The 19040-nt window shown below is 68.9% G+C and carries 20 protein-coding genes; 4 read left to right on the top strand and 16 right to left on the bottom strand.

Annotated elements, in window-relative coordinates:
• Positions 1–7: 7 nt before the first annotated feature.
• On the bottom strand, positions 8–490 hold the full coding sequence (locus LHU95_RS20655; RefSeq protein ID WP_248708842.1) for a cell wall hydrolase: 483 nt from the start codon (positions 488–490) through the stop codon (positions 8–10).
• Positions 487–795, bottom strand: a complete 309-nt coding sequence (locus LHU95_RS20650) for a hypothetical protein (protein ID WP_248708841.1) — start codon at positions 793–795, stop codon at positions 487–489. Before LHU95_RS20650 ends, LHU95_RS20655 begins: the two co-directional genes overlap by 4 nt.
• Positions 796–858: 63 nt before the next feature.
• Here LHU95_RS20650 and LHU95_RS20645 point away from each other — a divergent pair, with 63 nt between their 5' ends.
• Positions 859–1077 (top strand): hypothetical protein, encoded by a 219-nt coding sequence (locus LHU95_RS20645; protein WP_248708840.1) that lies wholly within the window; start codon positions 859–861, stop codon positions 1075–1077.
• Positions 1078–1131: 54 nt separating this feature from the next.
• Here the strand turns inward: LHU95_RS20645 and terL are convergent, their stop codons facing one another.
• The 12 genes from terL to LHU95_RS20585 form a co-directional block, all read right to left on the bottom strand.
• Positions 1132–2616, bottom strand: a complete 1485-nt coding sequence (gene terL, locus LHU95_RS20640) for a phage terminase large subunit (protein WP_248708839.1) — start codon at positions 2614–2616, stop codon at positions 1132–1134.
• Positions 2594–2896, bottom strand: coding sequence for a hypothetical protein (locus LHU95_RS20635; RefSeq protein WP_248708838.1), 303 nt, complete (start codon positions 2894–2896; stop codon positions 2594–2596). Before LHU95_RS20635 ends, terL begins: the two co-directional genes overlap by 23 nt.
• Positions 2893–5175, bottom strand: coding sequence for a glycosyl hydrolase family 28-related protein (locus tag LHU95_RS20630; protein ID WP_248708837.1), 2283 nt, complete (start codon positions 5173–5175; stop codon positions 2893–2895). Before LHU95_RS20630 ends, LHU95_RS20635 begins: the two co-directional genes overlap by 4 nt.
• A gap of 149 nt (positions 5176–5324) precedes the next feature.
• On the bottom strand, positions 5325–5765 hold the full coding sequence (locus LHU95_RS20625) for a hypothetical protein (protein WP_248708836.1): 441 nt from the start codon (positions 5763–5765) through the stop codon (positions 5325–5327).
• Positions 5765–7645: a hypothetical protein gene (locus tag LHU95_RS20620; protein ID WP_248708835.1), complete on the bottom strand. Its 1881-nt coding sequence runs from the start codon at positions 7643–7645 to the stop codon at positions 5765–5767. The genes LHU95_RS20625 and LHU95_RS20620 overlap by 1 nt, the downstream gene beginning before the upstream one ends.
• A 4-nt stretch (positions 7646–7649) precedes the next feature.
• On the bottom strand, positions 7650–8219 hold the full coding sequence (locus tag LHU95_RS20615; RefSeq protein ID WP_248708834.1) for a hypothetical protein: 570 nt from the start codon (positions 8217–8219) through the stop codon (positions 7650–7652).
• 78 nt (positions 8220–8297) lie between these two features.
• Positions 8298–9131, bottom strand: a complete 834-nt coding sequence (locus tag LHU95_RS20610) for a phage capsid protein (RefSeq protein ID WP_248708833.1) — start codon at positions 9129–9131, stop codon at positions 8298–8300.
• A gap of 386 nt (positions 9132–9517) precedes the next feature.
• The gene (locus tag LHU95_RS20605; protein WP_248708832.1) at positions 9518–10255 is read right to left on the bottom strand and encodes a hypothetical protein; all 738 of its coding nucleotides are present in this window, start codon (positions 10253–10255) and stop codon (positions 9518–9520) included.
• 8 nt (positions 10256–10263) lie between these two features.
• Positions 10264–11712 carry a portal protein gene (locus LHU95_RS20600; protein WP_248708831.1) on the bottom strand — a complete coding sequence of 483 codons (1449 nt, stop codon included), beginning with the start codon at positions 11710–11712 and terminating at the stop codon, positions 10264–10266.
• A 5-nt stretch (positions 11713–11717) separates the two neighbouring features.
• On the bottom strand, positions 11718–11885 hold the full coding sequence (locus tag LHU95_RS20595) for a hypothetical protein (protein ID WP_248708830.1): 168 nt from the start codon (positions 11883–11885) through the stop codon (positions 11718–11720).
• Positions 11886–12111: 226 nt separating this feature from the next.
• Positions 12112–12555: a hypothetical protein gene (locus LHU95_RS20590; RefSeq protein WP_248708829.1), complete on the bottom strand. Its 444-nt coding sequence runs from the start codon at positions 12553–12555 to the stop codon at positions 12112–12114.
• A gap of 8 nt (positions 12556–12563) precedes the next feature.
• On the bottom strand, positions 12564–12998 hold the full coding sequence (locus LHU95_RS20585; RefSeq protein ID WP_248708828.1) for a hypothetical protein: 435 nt from the start codon (positions 12996–12998) through the stop codon (positions 12564–12566).
• Between the two features lie 136 nt (positions 12999–13134).
• Here LHU95_RS20585 and LHU95_RS20580 point away from each other — a divergent pair, with 136 nt between their 5' ends.
• On the top strand, positions 13135–13785 hold the full coding sequence (locus LHU95_RS20580) for a helix-turn-helix transcriptional regulator (protein ID WP_248708827.1): 651 nt from the start codon (positions 13135–13137) through the stop codon (positions 13783–13785).
• A 26-nt stretch (positions 13786–13811) separates the two neighbouring features.
• Here the strand turns inward: LHU95_RS20580 and LHU95_RS20575 are convergent, their stop codons facing one another.
• Entirely contained in the window at positions 13812–15221 is a 1410-nt protein-coding gene (locus tag LHU95_RS20575) for a TRAP transporter large permease subunit (RefSeq protein ID WP_248708826.1), read from the bottom strand.
• A gap of 10 nt (positions 15222–15231) precedes the next feature.
• Complete coding sequence (locus LHU95_RS20570) at positions 15232–15780, bottom strand: TRAP transporter small permease subunit (protein WP_248708825.1); 549 nt, start codon at positions 15778–15780, stop codon at positions 15232–15234.
• Between the two features lie 164 nt (positions 15781–15944).
• Between LHU95_RS20570 and LHU95_RS20565 the strand changes: the two genes are divergently transcribed.
• Both LHU95_RS20565 and LHU95_RS20560 read left to right on the top strand, forming a co-directional pair.
• Positions 15945–17927, top strand: coding sequence for a proton-conducting transporter membrane subunit (locus tag LHU95_RS20565; RefSeq protein ID WP_248708824.1), 1983 nt, complete (start codon positions 15945–15947; stop codon positions 17925–17927).
• Positions 17927–18886 carry an NADH-quinone oxidoreductase subunit H gene (locus tag LHU95_RS20560; RefSeq protein ID WP_248708823.1) on the top strand — a complete coding sequence of 320 codons (960 nt, stop codon included), beginning with the start codon at positions 17927–17929 and terminating at the stop codon, positions 18884–18886. The genes LHU95_RS20565 and LHU95_RS20560 overlap by 1 nt, the downstream gene beginning before the upstream one ends.
• Positions 18887–19040: the final 154 nt, after the last annotated feature.

Genomic DNA, 19040 nt, shown 5'->3' with positions numbered 1-19040 from the left:
AACCGGCTCACCCCTCCAGCCGGTAGAAGCTGAGCCCGCCCAATTCGGCGGAGGGCACGCGGCCCAGCGCCCAGCCGGGCAGATGCAGCGCGTCATGCCAGAGCAGCGCATTCCCGGTCGGGTCGGGCAGAGCGCCCAGCATGGCGCGCCCCGCGATGCGGCGGCAGACGGCCAGGGCCGGATCGCCCTCGATCGGCGCGCTGAACAGCGCGTGGCGCGCGTGGCTTGCGTGGCGCACCGGGAACTGAAACGGCGCGCGGAGGACGGCGATCAGCGCGCGTGCCAGCGTCTCGGGCGCTGCATCGCCGGCGAAGCGCGTGCGCGCCTCGGCGCAGGCCAGCACGGCCCGGGCGCGGTTGAGCGCCAGGCAGGCCAGCGCCTCGATGGCGCGGACCGGCCGCGCGCCGGCCTCGGCATAGAGAATACGGGCCAGCAGCTCCTCGGCGGCGGCGTGGGCGGGAAGGCGGGCGGGATGAGGGGCGGTGCTCACTTTTCATGCTCCTGGTCGCGACGGACGTTTTCGAGTTTGTTTTCGATGCGCAGCAATTGCTCGGAGAGCCTTCGATCCACGTCACGGATCAAGGAGAGCGGCACGTAGGTTCGCGCCACTTCGAGCTTGAAGGCGGCGAGCTCATCCCGCGTGCGGGAGAGTCCGTCATCATGCCGGGAGGTGCCCTTCTCGATGCGGCGATCGAGATCGCGCTTGATGCCGAGCAGCAGCCAATACAGCCCGGCGATGACCGGCGCCTGTGCGGCATCCATCCACCAGAGGGATGAGGGATTCATGGGGTCCATGGGGCCTCCTTGCGGACGGGCGCGCGCATCGCCACAACGAATGCGAGCGGGAGAGATCGTGGAATGTGGAATGAGCCGTATCTGGAAAGCTGCTGCCGATCGGCCCTGCACCGGCTGACGCTGGTGGGGCCGCAGGGGCGGCCGCCGGAGCTGAAGGACCAGCCTTGCCTGCTGCGCCTGCAAGGCATGGGCCTGGCCGAGCAGCGCGCGGATGGGCATTTCGCCATCACCGCCCCGGGGCGGGCGCGGCATGCAAGTGAGATCCTGAAGCGGCCGGCTTAGGCGACGCCCCTGCCGACAAGAACACATCGCTTGCATCTCGCGCCGCGAAGGGAGTTATCCGCCGCGCCAACTCGGCGCGGCGGCCCGGGGCGGCAGCGCCGGCAGCCTTAGCGGCTCCGTCAGGATGCACCCCGCCACCGCATCCAGCCCATCATCGCGCGCGCCCCGCGCATCCGGCCGCCATTCCGCCATTTCGCGCGGGAAGGCGGTGCGGAACACGCTTTCATGCGCGTGCAGCCGGCGTGCGGCGAGAAGCGGGTCGAAGGCGGAGAGGATGCGCTCCACCTTGGGACGGCGGTTGCTGTGCTCCACCACGGCGCAGGCCGCCCCCGCCCGCGCCATCTCGCGCTTCAGCAGCGCCGGCAGGAAGCGGCCGATTCCATTGGTCTCGACGCGCACCACCGGCAGGATCAACGCGCGCGCGAGTTCCGCCACCTGGCGGCATTGCTGCGTGGCGGGGTCCTCCGGCGCATCAGGGCGCTGGGTGATCCAGGCCAGGCGGTGCAGGAAGTGCCGCCCCTCGCCATCCGAATAGGTGGCGGCCAGCACGGAGCCATCGCCACGCCCCTCCGCCCGCCCATAGGCGGGGTCCCAGAAGCCGCCGCCCGAGGCCATGCGCCGCCCGAGCAGCCAGAGTTGCGCGCGGCCATTCGCCTCCCGATACTCGGCCTCCTCGGTGTAGCGGAGCAGCAGCGCGGGATCGAGCCGCGCGGCCGCCATGGCCACGGGCTGCAGCATCATCTGCCGCGCGAAATGCAGGGGCCCCACGCGCTCGCGCAGGGCGTGGATCGCCGTTGCGTCGAAGCGTTCGGGCCAGGCGCTCTGGCCCGCCCCGTCCAGGATCGGCACCTCCAGGCGATGATAGCCGTGCAGGAAGCCATCGCCCGGGCGGTACAGGCTCTCCTCCGTATGCGGTGTGCCGACATAGAGGATCAGCCCGCGCGGTGTGAGGATGAACTCCGTCTCCGCCAGGCGCTCGCGCAATTCGGCGCGCTTGCCGGGCGTGTCGCAATTGCCTGCGACTTCCACATCGTCGCAGATGATGATGTCGGCCCGCGCGCCGGTGATGTTGCCGAGCAAGCCCTGGCTAAGCATCGAGGGATCACGCAGCGCGCCGGGGCGCTGGACGGTGAAGCGATCCGCCGCCCAGGCCTCGTCGCCCTCGGGGATCAGCCGCGTGCAGAGCGGGTGGCGTTCGATGATGCGGCGCACATGCCCCACCATCTTGCCCGCCAGGCTCTGATCCGCCGCCACCACGAGGATTCGGGTCTGCGGGTCCCGGTAGAGCGACCAGGCGCAGAACAGCCCGATCAGCGTGGACTTGCCGCAGCCGCGAAATGCCATGAGAAGCATGCGGCGCGAGGGTTGCCGCGTATCCGGCAACGCTTGCTCCGGAGGGGCCTGCGCCGCGAGGTGCGATGGCTGCTCGGCGGCGAGCCAGCGCAGGATGCGGCGATGCACCTGCGGTGTTCCCTGCCGCTGCTGCCGGTTCCAGACCCATACGAATTCGAGAAGATCAGCCGGACTCTCCTGTGTCATCCGCGGAAGTCTCCTGTTCCTCGTCCTGGATTTCCTGACGGGCCTCGCCCAGCGCGAAGCCCGCGGCGTCCATGCCTGCCTCATCCTCGCCGGGGCCGGCGAGTTTCATGAGCTGCTCGATATGCGCGAGTGCCGTCTTCGCCGCGCTGTGCCGGGCAGCGAAGGCCTTGGGGTCGGCGTCATGCTCCGTATCCGCCACGAACTTCATGTAGGCCTCGGTCACGCTGGGCAGCGCATCCGCGAGTTTGCCATCCGCGACGCGCGGCTTGCGGCGCCTCATGATTTCACCAGCCGCACCCGGACCGTGCCCGCCCCCAGATCCACCGCGGCACCGCTGCGATTCCATGCGGTGACGGTCACGACATCCTGCGCGCCGATCTGCGCCAGGAAGACGATGCCCGAGGTGGAGAGCGTGAAGGCCGCCTGCACGAAATCACCAGGCCGTGCGCCATTCAGCGCCACATTGATCTGTGTGGTGCCGCCGGCCGCGATGGAAGGCGGATCCCAGGCCGCTTCGGCGCGCAATTCGCGCGCGCCATGGCGCAGATCGGGCAGGCCATAGAGCAGCGGTGGTGAGACGGCGGGGTCGCTGAACAGGCGCATCGCCCGCACCTCGTAATCCACGCCGATGCGCGCCACGCCGATGATGGCGAAGGCGACGCCCGGCTCCAGCCGGACCACCTGCAGGCGCGTGAGATCGGCATCCGTCATGTCGGCCGAGCCCTGCCACCAGCGCGCGTCGCTGTTCCACAGCATGGACATGCCGGATGCGCGAACGAGCTGGCCCGAGCCATTGCCGAGCAGGTTCATCGCCGCATCGAAGCATTGCACGATGAGCCGCGGGTTGTCGGCATCCACCGCCAGAGCAAATTCGCGCGCCCGCGTGGAATCCACGACGAAGCCGAGGCCGCGCCCACCCGTGAGCACCACGCCGCGGTTGCTCAGCGCGTAGTCCTCCAGCCCGGGGAAGGCGAAATCCGCCAGCGTGCTCGGGCTGCCGCTCACATTGGTGGACAGGCAGGCGAGTTGGTCAAAGCCGGTCTGCGAGGCATTCCAGCGGAAGGCCGCCGCGCGCAGATTGGGCACGCTGCCGATCTGCCGCGTGAATTCACGATGCGCGGCCGCCTGGTGCAGGCCGCGCACCACGGAACCCACGCGGGCCGAGCTGGTGTCGTAGGAGACCTCCAGCAGATAGGCCTGGCTCGCCCAGGCCACCTCATAGACATGGTCCTGCGCATTGCCGGTATGCCGCGCGGGATGGGGCGAGCACCCCTCCATGCGCATCCCATACGCGATGACGGCGCGGCTGCTCACCTCGCACAGGAAGGGGACGCCGAAAATCGCCGGGCGGTCGCGCGCCTGCAGCTCGAAGGCGGGGCCGAAGAAGACGTGGCGGTTATGCGCGACATAGGCGCCAGGCTCGGCCGAGAAGCGGATGCCGTAGCGGCTCAGTGTCGGATGCAGCGCGCTTGCAATGGCGAAATGCCCGCCGTGATAGCGCACCGAGGTGTTCCACGCGGCCGCCGTCTGGGTGTGGATATCGAGGCCGATCTGGTTGTTCACGATGCGGCCGAGGAAGATGTTGCTGTCCTCGAAGCCGCGCTCCACCCCCAGCGTCTGGATGCCGATGGTGAAGCCCTCGACCTGGCGGATCTCGACATTGCTGGAATCGAGGTTGCGCATGACGATGCCGATATCGCCGAAATCCTGCCAGTCGCTCTGCGTCGCGCGGATCACGCGCAGCCCCTGGTAGAGCTTGGCCGCGTTGCGCACCGCGCCGCCATCGCCCATGGTCAGCGCGGCCTGTCCGGCCGGGCCGGCGTAGAGGATGCTGCCACGCATGGTCAGCCCGACGGCGCCGCCGGGCAGCAGCAAGGGCATGCTGGTGCGGAAGGTACCCTCACCGATCACCAGATGCTTGCTCGCCGAACCCGCCGCGTTCATCGCGGCCTGCAGGGCTGGGCCGTCATCCGTGACGCCATCGCCCACCGTGCCGAAATCCCGCGCGGTCAGATTTTCCGCCAGCTTGTCCTCGACGCTGCGCGGCACGCTGCCTGGGAAGGCGGCGGCGATGGTGCCGCTGCGGTCATAGGTCATGACGTCGCCCACCGCATCGAAGCCGAGCAGCTTTTCCGCGCGCGCTTCCCGCAGGGGCAGGACCATGCCGCCCGGGGCTTCCGAATCATCTAGCCGGATCGCACCCTGGACGTCGTCGCGCACCTCCTGCAGGGCGGCCACCTGGCGGTCCAGCTCGTCATTCAGCGTCATGGCGCGGAGCACGCCGTTGGACTGAAAATCCGTCACGCGCTCGACCGTCAGGCGGCGCAGGATGGTCAGCCGCGTGCCGGCGGGGGGCGGTGCCGCGTAGCGGATGGTGCCGCCGCCCGACTGTCCGGCGCCTTCGATGGTGAAGCCGTAATTGGCTGGGGCATTGTTGCCCAGCACCTCGATATCTCCGGGCTCGAAGATGGGAAACGGGTAGGTGAAGGCGGTCTGCACGCCGTCGGCGACGTAGTGCACGCGCGGCGCGATATCGCCGATGCGGATGTGCTCGGACATCATGTGCTCCGAAGATCGAGGGGAAGGGGGAGTGCCGCGGGGACCGGCGATTCACGCCCTGGCGCAAGCGCGCCAGGACGATCGCGGTCGTGGATGACCCGGACCGGCGATTCACGCCCTGGCGCAAGCGCGCCAGGACGATCGCGGTCCTAGTCCAGCAGGTTGCGCACGGCGTTGCCGAAGCTCGGGATGGCGCGCAGCACATTGGTCAGCGTGGCATCGGGATTGAGCAGGGAAGCGCGGCCGGAAGCAAGGCGCGCGCGGAACAACGCATCGCTATCCGCCTGGCCGGCCGCCGCATCGGCGCGCAGCCCCTGCGTCACCGCCGCGGCCGAGCCGTCATTTACGGCCAGGCCCCCACCGGCAAGCCGCGCCCGGGCCGAAGCAACCGTGCGCGCCACCTGTTCGCCGCGCGCCCGCGCCTCCGCCTGCTGCTGCAGGGCGAGTTGCTCCTGGCGGCCGGCATCCTGCTGCTGGGACACTTGGAGCTGGGCGCGCTGCGTCGCCCTTTGCTGCTGTGCCGCGCGGTTTTGCGCATAGATGCCGACGCCGGCCGAGGCGAGTGTGGCAAGGGATGAGATGGCAGCCATCAGTCGGTCGTCCTCATATCGGTGGTGACGGAGAGCAGGGTGAGCGGCAGTGGCGCGTCGCCCGTGATCCGCCAGAGCGGACGCATCGCATCCCGGCGCCAGCCCAGCGCCGCCAGGCGCACATCCCCGCTGAAGCGTGGCGGTGGCGCGTCCAGCAGGGGCGTATCCAGCCGCCGGAACGGCACGGGTGCGGCGCCACGGCCGAGATCCACGTCGAGTGCGGCCGTCTCCAGCAGCCGGAAGCTGACCGAGACCAGGCGCAGCGGTGCCGCGCGACTGCCGGCCACGCCTGTCAGTTCGGGGGGCAAGGGCTCGATCTCATGCGCGAAGCTGAGGCCGATCTGCGTGGCGAAGGCAGGCGGGTCCAGCGTGACGGCGCCGAGCGACACTGTGCCACCCTGGCGCGGCGCTCCATCCGCCAGAATGCCGACGGCGGCGCCCTCCAGATGGCCCAGTCCCGTCCAGCGGTCCTGCGCCGAGGCACTGGCGCCATCCAGCGCCGCATCCAGGCCGAAGCCCGGCTCGAAGCGCTCCAGCCGCGGGGTGCCCTGGCGCTGCACGGTGACATAGACGCGGCCATCCACCTCGGCGACATTCGTGAAGGCGCCGGCCGTGTCCTGCCGCGTCCATGCCGTGACCTGCTCCGCACGGAACAGCGTGAGGGTGGCGAGCCCGCCATCCTCCATCACCACATGCAGCAGCCGCTGGGACTGGTCATAGGCCATGGAGGTCGGGTTGCGGATGAGATGCGCGGCCACCAGGCCGAGGTCATTAGACTGATAGGCCTGCTGCACGTCGGTATAGGCGAATTCGTGGATCGCCCTTCCGCTCCGGGCGGCGAAGATGGTGCTGCCATCCACATCCACCGGCTGGATCATGCGCGTGGCACTGCTGCCGATGCGCGTCTGCCGGTTCAACTGGATGGAGGAGGGTGTCAGCGGCTCACCGCTCACCATCCATTCGCCGCCCGTGGTGAAGACCTGGAGATGCCGGCCCGAGAAAACGCCGCGAATGGCGTTCACCTGGTCCGAAAGCAGGCCGAACTCGATGCCCTGGTCATCAAGCCCCGTAGCTTTGTCGAAGTTGAACAGATCGCCCGAGCGCGAGAGCCAGAGCCGGTTCGGCAGATCACGCGAGCCACCGATCACCAGCCGGTCCTGGTGGAAGCAGGCGCAGACGGGCCAGCCGCGCACGGGGCTGAAGGCAGCTTCCTCCCAATCGGTGCTGGCGCCGGTATCGGGCAGCGCCTCGCTCAGGCTCAGCGTGGCCTGGGTGGCGGAGGCGACGGCAGTGATCATGCCGGGCCTGCCGCGCAGGCGAAAAATCGTGCCGGCATGGCCCGCCTGAAACACCCCGGCCGATGCGGTCATGGTCACGCTGCCGCTCGTGCCGCCCGGGGTGAGTGTCACGCCCGGATCAGCGAAGCGGTAGGTGGGCAGCTGGGTGGCGGGCCATGGCGTCAATGTCCAGCTCGTATGGCTCGTGCGCGTCAATCGCCGCGGCTGGATGTCGGGGTGGCAGATCAGCAGCGTATCGGCGCTCTGCGTGAAGGCCAGCTGCGCCAGCTGTGCCGAGTCCCAGGGGCCGCCGCCCTGCGCCACCATCACGTCCTGCAGATAGACGCTGAACAGCCCGGGCGTGAGCACCAGCAGATAGGCCTGCTCGGTGTTGAATTCGAAGGCGATCAGACGTGCGGGGCCAGGCAGCAACGCGAGGTGCCGAAGCCCTGGCCGGCGGGTGACGCCTCCGGTGGGCTGGATGAAGACATTGCGCAACCGGCGCGCGCCATTGGCATAGGCGCGCAGATCGGCGCGGCCGAGAAGTTCGGGCGCCAGCTCGCCCGCGGTGAAGCTGGATTTGGTCTGGCGGGAGGCGGCCATGCTCTCAGCCCCGCACGCGGATCAGCGGGAAGCCGTCCAGCGCCTGCGTCGTCGCCTGCTGGCTGTCGGCGCGGCGCGCGGCGCGCAGCTCGGCCTCGGCCTGGTTGAACAGGAGCTGGGCGCGGGCGCTGCTCTCGGTCAGCGGGATGCAGAATTCCGCCGAGAGCCGTGCCACGAGCGCCGCCGCGAAGAAGGCCGGGAAGCTGCTCTCATGGGGCAGGAAGATGTAGGTGAGCGTGACCTGCGCCGCATCGCAATGCAGGCGGTCCTCGAACAGGCGGTAATTCAGCCCGCGACCGAGGCTCGGCCCGCCCGCGGAGAGTGCACGCAGGAAATTCGGCGGGAGCTGGAAGGCGTGGCGGAAATCGGCATGGGGCTCACCAGCCAGGCGCGGCAGGGTCGCTTGACCCGTGGCGAAGCTCCAGGGGTGCGACGAGATCAGCGCATCGCGCAGGCCGGCATAAAGCCCCGAGGCGATTTCCGCCTCGGCGGTACCCTCATCCATCGAGGCGATGGCCTGCGCGCCGATGCGCAGCAGGGCGCGCGAGCAGAGTTCGAGCGCGGTGAGCGCCATGGCGGAATCTCCGGGAGGGAAGGGGGAAGGGCGGCCCCCCGGAAGGGAGCCGCCCAGAGAAAGGCGAGGTGCCGGGCGCTATTCCTTGCAGCGCATCCGCACGACGCCGGCATCGTCAATCAGGCAGGCGCCCTGGCTCATCATGCTGTTCACGAAATGCGCGGCGCGATCGCCATGCCAGGTGACGTCGGTGACGATCTCGGACGCCGCGGCATGGCCGATGGCGGTCTTGTGGAAGAAATAGCAGGAGCGGATCGTCCCGGTCTTGGTCAGACCGGTATGCGGGATCCAGGTGGCGCCGAGCCATTGCTTGGCCTGCATGCCCTTCCAGGGCAGGGCGCTGTCGCCCACATAATCGGCGGTGGAGAACTCGGGCAGCGTCAGCAATTCGCTCCACTGCTTCCAGCCCACCACGGCATAGCGATTGCCGTCATCGGGCACATCCATCGCCCCCAGCATCTCGAAGGCGAGCAGCACCTTGGCGCGGGTCATGCCGTCATTGTCGGTCTGGCCGGATTGGGTGCCCACGGCCTCACGCGTGGCGAGGTCCAGCGCCGTGATGATCAGCTCATCCGTCTTGCGGCCCAGCGCATGGGCGCCGGCCGAGGCGAGGACGCCGATCTCATCCGCGTTGGTCTTCAGCTCATCGAGCTTGTCGATCCAGTCCCCCGCGTAATGGTCCTGCAGGAAGCAGGAGACGGCGGAGTATTCGAGGTTCATCACGGGAACCACGTTGTTGCGCGCCTTGGAGGTGGCGGTGCCGCGGCCGACGCGCTGGAAGATGGTGCTCGCACCCTTCACGTTGGACTTGCTGCGGATGGCGGGGCGCAGCTTGCTGCCCTGGCGCTGATACGCCTCATGCACTTCGGCCTGGAACTGCGTCACGAAGGCCTGGTCGATGGAACCGGACATGGAGATTCTCCGAAGGAGGTTTGGGGGGGAGGGCGCGCCGTGCGGTTGGCCGTTTCCGGGCCGCGCGGGGCGCGCCGCATCCACGCGCCCTGGGCCCTGCGGCCGTGGGTTTTGCGCGGATGAAAGGGGGCGCCCGCCGCGGCGCGGAACATGGGTCCGTCAGCCTGCGGCGGGCGCGGCCGCCAATCGCCCGGGGAGGAGGCGGATCGGCGGCCAGGCAGGGCGGGTGCGCGACGTCCAAGCGTCAGCGCGCCACGCGCCCTGCGTCTCGAGAGGGTTTTGCCCGCGGGTCACTGATCCGGCGGCAGCGGCCTGACCGGATCGCGCGCATGCTGCGCGAGCGATTCACCGGTCAGGCGCAAGTGCCTTGACCGGATCGCGCGCGGTCAACTGCCCACGAGCTTACGGAAGCCATCGGTCACACGCTTCACGAATTCCGGCTCGCGGGAACGCCAGTAGCGCGGATCCCGCATCAGGCGGCGCAATTCGCCTTCATCGAGCATTTCGGGCGGCTGTGGATCGGCTTCCATGCGTGGCTCATTGCCGCGCATCATCCGCTCCAGCGCCAGCACCCCTTCCTCGGTGGTGGAGAGTGCTTCCAGCACGCCTGGCGGCAGGTTGGCCGCTCCCCAGGCCTTGAGCTGGGCGGCGACGCGGCGGAATCGTTCCTCGCCGCCGAAATGCGCGCGCAGCTTCTCGGCCTGGCGGTCGGCTTCGAATTGCTGCGCGGCCTCGGCCACCAGCGGCAGCAGGCGGTCGGAAGCGAGGTCATAGACCAGCTGCACCTGCTCGCAGGTGAAGCCCGCCTCGTGCAGGCGCTGATTGATGTCGGAATCCGGGCCGCAAAGCTCGTGCTTCGGCTCGATCATGTAGCCATCCGGCGATTCCGGAATGTTCATCATCTCGCGCCAGCGGCGGCGCTCCTCCTCATCGGCCTCGGGGCCTGGGCGTGCGGCACGTTGAGACATGCGGCGCTCCAGCTCCCGATAGCTCTTCAGCAGGGCGTCCACGCGCAATTCGCCGCGTTCCGCATCCCAGAATTTCTCGGGCACATCGGCAGGGCGGGTGCCAGCGGTGCCGGCCGTGGCGCTGACCATGGCGGTATCGAGCAGGTTGTCGGGCATGTTCGGGATCACTCCGGTTGAACCAGGGGGGAGGGCACGGGTGTGAGGATTTCGGCCGGCGCGCCGAGTGTGCGGGCGAGCCAACGGGCGGCGGCGGGCGCATCCACCTGGGCGGCGGCCGCCTCACCCATCTTCGCGACGGCATCGAGGAAGAGCAGCGTATTCGCCGCATCGGCGCGGCCCTGCACACGGGCCAGCGGGCTTTCGTAGCGCAGCGCCACACGCCCCTGATCCAGCAGAACCGGCGGAACTTCCCCGCGGCGCGCCAGAATGGCGAGGCTGCGGGCGATGAGCGGCGTCAGCAATTCCGTCTGCAGCCGGCCATAGGTGGCGCCCAGCAGGCGTGCCGTCTCGGCGCTGCGTTCCAGCACCTCGGTCGCGGTCATGCGCTGGTCCCGCGCGATGCTCAGCCGGTCCGCCAGGAGGGCGGTGCGAATGCGGGCACGCAGGTCATTCAGCACCAGCTGCGAAACATCGAAATTGCCGGGTGCGGCGAGCGGCGTGAGCCCCGCGCTGCCCGGCGCCTTGGGAATGATGGCGCCGGGAATGAGCTGGACCGTGGCCGGGTTGAGCACGCCGTCATCCTCGGCCTGCCAGATGCCGGTAACGGCGATGGAGGCGTTCTTGAGCACCAGCTCCACCACGCGGTTCGCGGTGCGGATATCGGGCAGGGCCTTGATGACGGGACCACGGCCATAGGTTTCGCCCGGCGCCTTCAGCCAGCGGAACGCGATGAAGGGCGCATCCGCGAAACGCCCCTGCGCGACGAGGATCGGCGCCTTCAGACCCTCCGCATCGAACACCGCAGCGTAGCGATGGCCGGCCCCGTCGGGCCAGACCGCCTCGATCAGGCGGTGGCGAATGGGGTCTGGCGCGTCCGCCTCCGCTGCGGCTTCGCGCTGCATGGCGGCGGGAATTTCGGCGAAGGGGAAGCGGCGCAGCATTTCGGCCGTGGTCATGCGGGCTTCGCGGAACACCGTATCCAGCCGGCCGTTGACGCCCTCTTCCAGGATGGCGCTGCGCACCGGGATGGCCGAGAAGCGCAGGGCCGTCGTTTCGCCTGGGGGCGCTTCCTCCACCAGCATGATGCCGGTGCCGGTGATGACCAGGTCGAGAAAGGCCTGGTGCATCTCTACGGCGAAGTTGGAGCGGTCCAGATGCGCTTGCAGCGTCTCGGCCGTGGTTTCCAACGCGGCGGCGGCGGCCTGGCCTTCCTCCGTATCCGCCAGGGCGCGGGCGGGGGCGAGGCCGAACCAGCGCGACCAGGGCGGCGTCAGCTCCGCGAGGAGCGAGGCCGCGAGCTGCTCCGCGGCATCGGCGGCGGTGGCGTCATACAGGCTCGCTGCCTCGTGCGGGGCGGGCAGCACATGGGCATAGGCATCGCGCCACTGGGCTTCATGCGGACGGCGCCGGCCGATGGCCGCGTCATGCCGGGTGAGGATCTGCTGGGGGGTCATGGGCCTCACTCGCCAAGAAGGGATTTGCGGGTCAGTGCGATGGGCAGCGGTGTCAGCACACCGCGGGCCGAGGTGGCGATGGTGCCGGCCACGCCCTGCCGCGCCGCCGCACGGGTTTCGACACGCGCCGCATCCGCCGCCTGGGCGGCGGCGGGCGCAGGCTCGGCCGTCATGGGCGCGGCAGCGGGCTGGGGTGGAACCACAACAGGCTTCGGGGCTCGGAACAGGCCTGCCATGCGCGGCGATCTCCTTGGAGGATGGTGAGGGGCCAGACTGCAAAAGGGGCTGAACGCAGAAAGGGCTGGCCCCTCTTGCCCTTGCGGGGGAGGAGCCAGCCCTGAAACTGGCGGGCCGAAGGGTGACGAACGCAATTCGCCCCTTGGCAGAAGTCTTTTACGCCTAGCCCCACTCTTCTGTCAAGTATTTTTTCCTAGATTCAATCCGGGTCGAAAGTGTGCGGTGCAGCCCCGCCGGAGTCAGCGCAAAGGGGGCATGGGGCCCCAGGACGGCCCGGCACAGGGATACGCAATTCAGCGGGACGCCGCGCAGCGGAGCCCCCGCGGTTTGCTCCTCCAGCGGGAAGGGCCCGACCGGCTTGAGGCCCGCCCGGCGATAGAAGCCGGGCAGGTCATAACCCGCCGGCACCGACAGCCGCGCCAGCAGCAGGCGCCCCGACAGGAGCTCCAGGACCATCCATCCCGCCGCATCCTCGATCGCCGCGAAGCAATGCCTGAAGCCTGGCCGCAACAGGCGCTGCCAGGCATGATCCGCGCTTCCACCAAAGACGATCCAGGCCTGCTGGACGGCAAGGTTGCGGCGGTGGCCCGGCCTGGGGCGAGGCATCACGCGGCTCATGCAGGGGCGCCAGGAAATGAAATAATCTCAGCATCATGGACGCCATATCCAGGCGCGCCGACAACGATGCCCTTGACCCTCAATGGCCATTCGAGCCGGTTCATCGCCTCACGCCAGAGACGATGATCGCCGCGCTCCTGGGCGTGACGCGGGCAGGGTGCCACGCCGCGCTCACCCCAGATGCGCATGATGCGCGCATGGGTCAGATCAATGCGGCGCTGGCGATAGAGGCGGTCCAGGCATTTGATCACATCGTCAGGCTCGCAGGGGCGCTGCGCCAGGCCCTTGCCCGCGCTGATCCGCGCGCCATCACGCCGGGCGGTCAGCGCGGCCATGGTCCAGAACCAGGCCTCCTCGGCAGAGGCGAAGGGCTCGGTCCGGGCGAGGGATGAGAAGGCGGGCGCATGGCCGGGGCGGGGGGCAAGGGACATGGGGGAGACGCTTCCTTTCAGCGAGGCAAACGAGAACATTTAGAGAACATAAACCCTGGGTTGTATGTCATGCAAGGGCAATGAGTAACATTTTCCTATTGCACGATGACGTGACACCTAAGATGGTCCACTCCCGATGCGACATGATGACATCTGGCGGGCGATTGATTCGCTCGCCGCCGAAAATGGGCTCTCCGCCTCTGGTCTGGCCCGCAAGGCTGGCCTGGACCCGACGGCCTTCAACCCGTCCAAGCGGATCGGCCCGGATGGCCGCGCGCGCTGGCCTTCGACCGAGAGCGTGGCCAAGGTGCTGAACGCGACGGGCGCCGGGGTGGAAGCTTTCGCCGCCCTGGTTTCGGGCCAGGCGGCCTTGCCGAGCCTGTCACGCGGCCCGCGCCCCTCGCGCCGGGTGCCGCTGATCGGCATGGCCCAGGCCGGCGGCGAGGGCTTCTTCGATGATGGCGGCTTCCCCGTTGGCGGCAGCTGGGACGAGATCAGCCTGCCCGAGATCAGCGACCCCAATGCCTATGCGCTGGAGATTTCCGGCGATTCGATGGAGCCGGTCTTTCGTGACGGCGATGTGGTCATCGTCTCGCCCGCCTCCCCGGTCCGGCGGGGGGACCGGGTGGTGGTGCGCACCAGGCTGGGTGAGGTCATGGCCAAGGAGTTGAAGCGGCAAAGCGCCAAGCGCATCGAGCTCGCCAGCCTCAATCCCGCTCACCCGGATTACAGCTTCGAGCTGCCGGATATCGCCTGGCTGCACCGCATCCTCTGGGCCAGCCAGTAGCTTCCACGCCCGGCAGGAGCAGCCCCCTACCGGAACACCGGCACCGCGTCATCATCCGCGGGCGGCGGTGGCGGCACGTCAATCGTGACCGAGGCAGGGTCCACCCCCGTGCCGCGATCGAGGAAGAAGGTCACGCTCTCCGGCCACAGGATGACGATGGCCACCAGGATCAACTGCAGCGCGAGCCAGGGAATGGCGCCCAGGTAGATGTCCTTGGTCAGCACGGATTTCGGCGCGATGGAGCGCAGGTAGAACAGCGCGAAGCCAAAGGGCGGGTGCATGAAGCTGGTCTGCAGGTTGATGCATAGCAGCACGCCGAACCAAACCAGGTCGATATCGAGCTTCGCGGCCACCGGCGCCAGCAGCGGCACGACGATGAAGGCGATCTCGAAGAAATCCAGGAAGAACGCCAGGAAGAAGATGAAGACGTTCACGAAGACCAGGAAGCCCGTCTGCCCGCCCGGCAGATGGCTCAGCAGGTGTTCCACCCAATGCGAGCCATCCACGCCCTGGAAGACCAGGCTGAACACGGTGGCGCCGATCAGGATGAAGATCACCATGGAGGTGAGGCGCATGGTGTTGCCCATCGCCTCGCGCAGCAGCTTCCAGCTGAAGGTGCGGTTCATCATGGCCAGCAGCACGGCCCCGACCGCGCCCATGGCGCCGGCTTCGGTCGGCGTCGCCAGCCCCATGAAGATCGTGCCGAGCACGAGGAATATCAGCGCTATGGAGGGCACCATGCCCTTCAGCACGCGCCGGTAGAGCGGCCAGCCGCGCGGCATCAGCGCCTCGGGCGGCAAGGGCGGCATCTTGTGCGGGGCGACGATGCTGACCACGGCGATGAAGCCGATGAACAGCAGGATCTGCAGCACGGAGGGCCCGATGGCGCCGGCATACATCTCGCCCACGCTCTTGCCGAGCTGATCGCCCAGGACGATCAGCACGAGGCTCGGCGGGATCAGCTGCGTGATGGTGCCGGAGGCCGCGATGACACCGGTGGCGATCCGCATGTCATAGCCGTAGCGGATCATGATAGGCAGCGAGATCATCCCCATGGCGATGACCGAGGCCGCGACGGTGCCGGTGATGGCGCCCAGCACCGCCCCCACCAGGATGACGGCATAGGCGAGGCCGCCTGGGATCTTGCCGAAAAGCTGGCCGGTGCCCTCCAGCAGATCCTCGGCCAGGCCGCAGCGCTCCAGGATCGCGCCCATCAGGGTGAAGAAGGGTATGGCCAGCAGCAGGTCGTTGGAGAGGATGCCAAAGACCCGCAGCGGCAGATTGCCCAGATAGGCCGTGGTGAAGAAGCCAAGCTCGATCGACAGGAAGCCGAAGAACAACCCCACCGCACTGAGCGAAAAGGCCACCGGAAAGCCCAGCAGCAGGAAGACCACGAGGCCGCCGAACATGAGCGGCGGCATGATGTCGAGTGTCATCATTCGGTGTTCACTGTTCTGGCCGCTGATACTCGGTGACCACCGCCACGCCCTGGACAGGGCCGCGCAGCAGGGCCACGCGCTTGATCAGCTCCGAGAGGCCTTGCAGGACCAGCAGGAAAAAGCCCAGGGGCAGCAGCAGCTTGGCCGGCCAGCGCAGCAGCCCCCCCGGGCTCGCCGAGCCTTCGTTCCGCAGCAGGCTATCGAGGAAGAACGGCCAGGTCATCCAGGTCAGCAGGATCATGGCCGGCAGCAGGAAGACGATGAAGCCGAAGATATCCACGTAAAGCCGGCCCCGGTCGCTCATCCAGCCATAGAACAGGTCCACCCGGACATGCTCGTTGCGGAACAGGGTGTAGCTGGCGCCCAGCATGACCACGGCGGCAAAGAGGTACCATTGCACCTCGAGCCAGGCGTTGGAGGAGAAGTTGAAGCCGTAGCGGCTCATCGCGTTGCCGGCGCTGATGGCGCAGGCGAGCAGGATGCACCAATCGGCCAGGCGGCCGAATTTCTCGTTCATCCAGTCCACGCCCCGGCTGAAGGCCAGAAGCAAACCCATCGCGACCTCCCTGCCTGAATGCGCGCTCCGGTTACCCGCTCCACGCTCCCTAAACATAACTTCCCGCTTGTCCAGCCTCGACCGGGCCTCGCCCTGGGCGCCGGGGCTGATAAGCTCCTCGCCATGGGCAGCCGATTCGCGATCTTGGAGTGGGGAGGCGGGTGGTGCTGACGCTGCTGGGCGCCGGCTTCCTGCTTTTGCTGGCGCTCTCGGTCCTCGGGGCCACGGGCCGCGCGCCGCGCGTCATGTTCCTGGGCTGCGCGGCGGCGATGGGGGGCCTGGGCCTGGTCGGGCTGATCGGCCTGCCCGCCACGGCGCTGCCCTTCGGCCCGCCCTGGGCGGCGGCGCAGATCGCGGTGGACGCGCTGGGCGGGTGGTTCCTGCTGATCCTCGCGCTGGTCGCCATCCCCTCCTGCGTCTTCGCGGCGGCCTCGCCGGCCCCGCCCCGGGCCGAGGGCGCGGCCTTCCCGTTGTTCCTGGCCGGCATGGCCCTGACGCTGATCGCCGCCGATGCCTTCACGCTGGTGCTGGGCTTCGAGCTCATGTCGCTCGCCTCATGGGCGCTGATCGCGGCGCGTCACGCCACCGGGGCGGGCCGGCGGGCGGCGCGGCTTTACCTGGGTTTCGCGGCGTTTTCCGGGGTCTGCCTGATCGGCGCCTTTGCCCTTCTGGCGAGTTCCGGGCTGGGCTTCGCCGCCCTGCGCGCGGCGCCACCGGAAGGCTGGCGCGCGGGTTTCGTGCTGGTGCTGGTGCTGCTCGGCGCTGGTTCCAAGGCTGGGTTGGTGCCCTTCCACGTCTGGCTGCCGCTGGCCCATCCCGCGGCGGCCACGCCGGTTTCGGCGTTGATGTCGGGCGCCATGGTCAAGGTCGCCCTCTATGTCATGATGCGGGTGCTGCTTGATCTCTGCGGCCCCGCCCAACCGGCCTGGTGGGGCCTGCCGCTGATCCTCCTGGGGGTGACGACGGCACTGATTGGCGCGCTGCGGGCCAATCTGGAGCGCGACACGAAATCCATCCTGGCCTGCTCCACCCTGGAGAATATGGGCCTGATGGTGGCGGCACTCGGCCTCGCACTGGCTTATCGCGGGGCGGATCTCGTGCCGCTCGCCTCGGTCGCCTTGGCGGCGGCCTTGCTGCATGCCCTCAACCATGCCGGGTTCAAGACGCTGCTCTTTCTGTGTATCGGCGCGGTGTACAGCCTGGCCGGCAGCTGTGATCCGGACCGGTTGGGCGGCTTGATCCATCGCATGCCCTGGGTGGCGGGCTGCGCCATGCTGGGCGCCCTTTCCGCCGCCGCCCTGCCGCCGCTTTCGGGCTTTGCCAGCGAATGGCTGCTGCTTCAGGCGCTGATCCAGGCATTCCGGGTATCCGACATGTCGGTGCAACTGATCGCCGCCGCTTCCCTCGCGGTGGTGGGCATGGCGATTGGCCTGGCGGCGGCGGCGATGGTCCGGCTGATCGGCCTTGTCTTCCTCGGCCGGCCGCGCACGCCTCGTGGCGCCGGCGCGCCGGACGCCACCGGCCTGATGCGCGTGGCGCTGCTGCTGCCGGCCGGCCTGACCCTGCTGCTGGGCCCGCTCGCCGCGGTGGCACTCGGCCTGCTGGATGGCCCGATCCGGCAGATGCTCGGTGCCCAGGCCGCGGCACCGCGCTTTGGCCTGGACATGGCCCTGGGCGATGCGGGTTCGCGCTACATGCCGGGGCTTGTGGCGCTGCTGCTCGCGCTGGCGCTGGCGGGAATAGTGCTGCTGGTGCGGCGGCGTTCCACCCAGGCAGCCAGCCGAGGCCCGGCCTGGGATTGCGGCTTCATGCCCCCTCCGCCGCACCTGCCCTTCGGCGACCCCTTGAGTCAGGTCAGTGCGCAGGGGCTCGGCCAGCCCATCCGGCGCAGCCTGGGGGACCTCGCCATCGCGCCGCGCGAATGGCATCTGGCCCAGCCGCCTGGCGCCCCGTCCGCGGCGAGATTGCGTGTCGAGGGGCAGGATCGCGGCTTCACGCGGTTGCTCTATCCCCTGGCGCGGGGGCGCCGTGCCCTTGCGCGGGAGGCGGAATTGCTGCGCGGGCTGAGCCTGCGCAGCTATCTGGCACTCACATTCGGCACGCTGGTCTTCCTGCTGGCGCTGATCGCCTGGCTGGAGCGCGGCTGATGGCGGTGCTGGGCAGCATCCTCACGCAATTGCTGCATATCGCGCTGATGCTGGCGGCGGCGCCGCTGCTCGTGGGCGGTGTGCGCTGGCTGAAATCCCGCCTCATGGGGCGGCGCGGGCCGCATCCGATGCAGCCCTGGCGTGATCTGCTGAAGCTGTTGCGCAAGCGGCCCGTGCTGGCCGAAGGGGCCAGCATCGTCTCCCGCGCCGCGCCTTATCTGGCGCTGACCGCCACGGCCCTGGCCGCGGCACTGGTGCCCAGCTTCGCCTTCGGCATGGTGCTGGCCCCGGTCGCAGATCTGCTGCTGATCGGCGGGCTGCTGGCCTTCGCGCGGGTGGCCCTGGCGCTGAACGGGCATGATGCGGGCACGCCCTTCGGCGGGCTGGGCGCCGCACGGGAGATGACCTTCGCCGTCTTCGCCGAGCCGGCCTTGCTGGTCTGCGTCATGGTCTTTGCCGTGTTGATCGGAACCACCAACCTGAACACCATCGGCTATGGGTTGAGCGATGGGCTGGTGGGGCTGCGGGTTTCGCTGCTGTTCGCCGCCGTGGCGCTGGTGGCGGTGGCCCTGGCCGAGAATGCCCGCGTGCCGGTGGATAATCCGGCGACGCATCTCGAACTCACCATGGTGCATGAAGCCATGTTGCTGGAGGCCTCGGGCCGGCATCTTGCCCTTTGGGAGATGCAGGCGTCGCTCAAGCTGCTGGTCTGGCTGGGGCTGCTGGCCACGCTTTTCCTGCCCTTCGGCACGGCTGCACCGGGCAGCGGGCCATTTGCCTGGGGTTTGGGCCTGGTGCTCTGGGCGGCCAAGATCGGGCTGCTGGCCCTGGCCCTGGCGGTGTTCGAAAGCGCCATCGCCAAGATGCGCGTCTTCCGCGTGCCGGAATTCCTGGGTGGGGCGCTGATGCTGGCGCTTCTGGCCGCCGCGCTGATCTTCGTCTCGACGGGGCTGGCGTGATGCGGCATCTCAGATACAGCCCTTCGCGGCCTTCGCCGCTCCGGCCATCGGGGGCTTTGCCTCACCTCCGATTCAGCTCTTCGCGGCCTTCGCCGCTCCGACCATCGGGGGCTTTGCCTCACCTCCGATTCAGCTCTTCGCGGCCTTCGCCGCT

The sequence above is a fragment of the Sediminicoccus sp. KRV36 genome, from assembly GCF_023243115.1.
In the GTDB taxonomy this organism is placed as follows: domain Bacteria; phylum Pseudomonadota; class Alphaproteobacteria; order Acetobacterales; family Acetobacteraceae; genus Roseococcus.
Note: the sequence above shows the minus strand (reverse complement) of the source record. Positions and strands in the feature narration are given on the sequence as shown.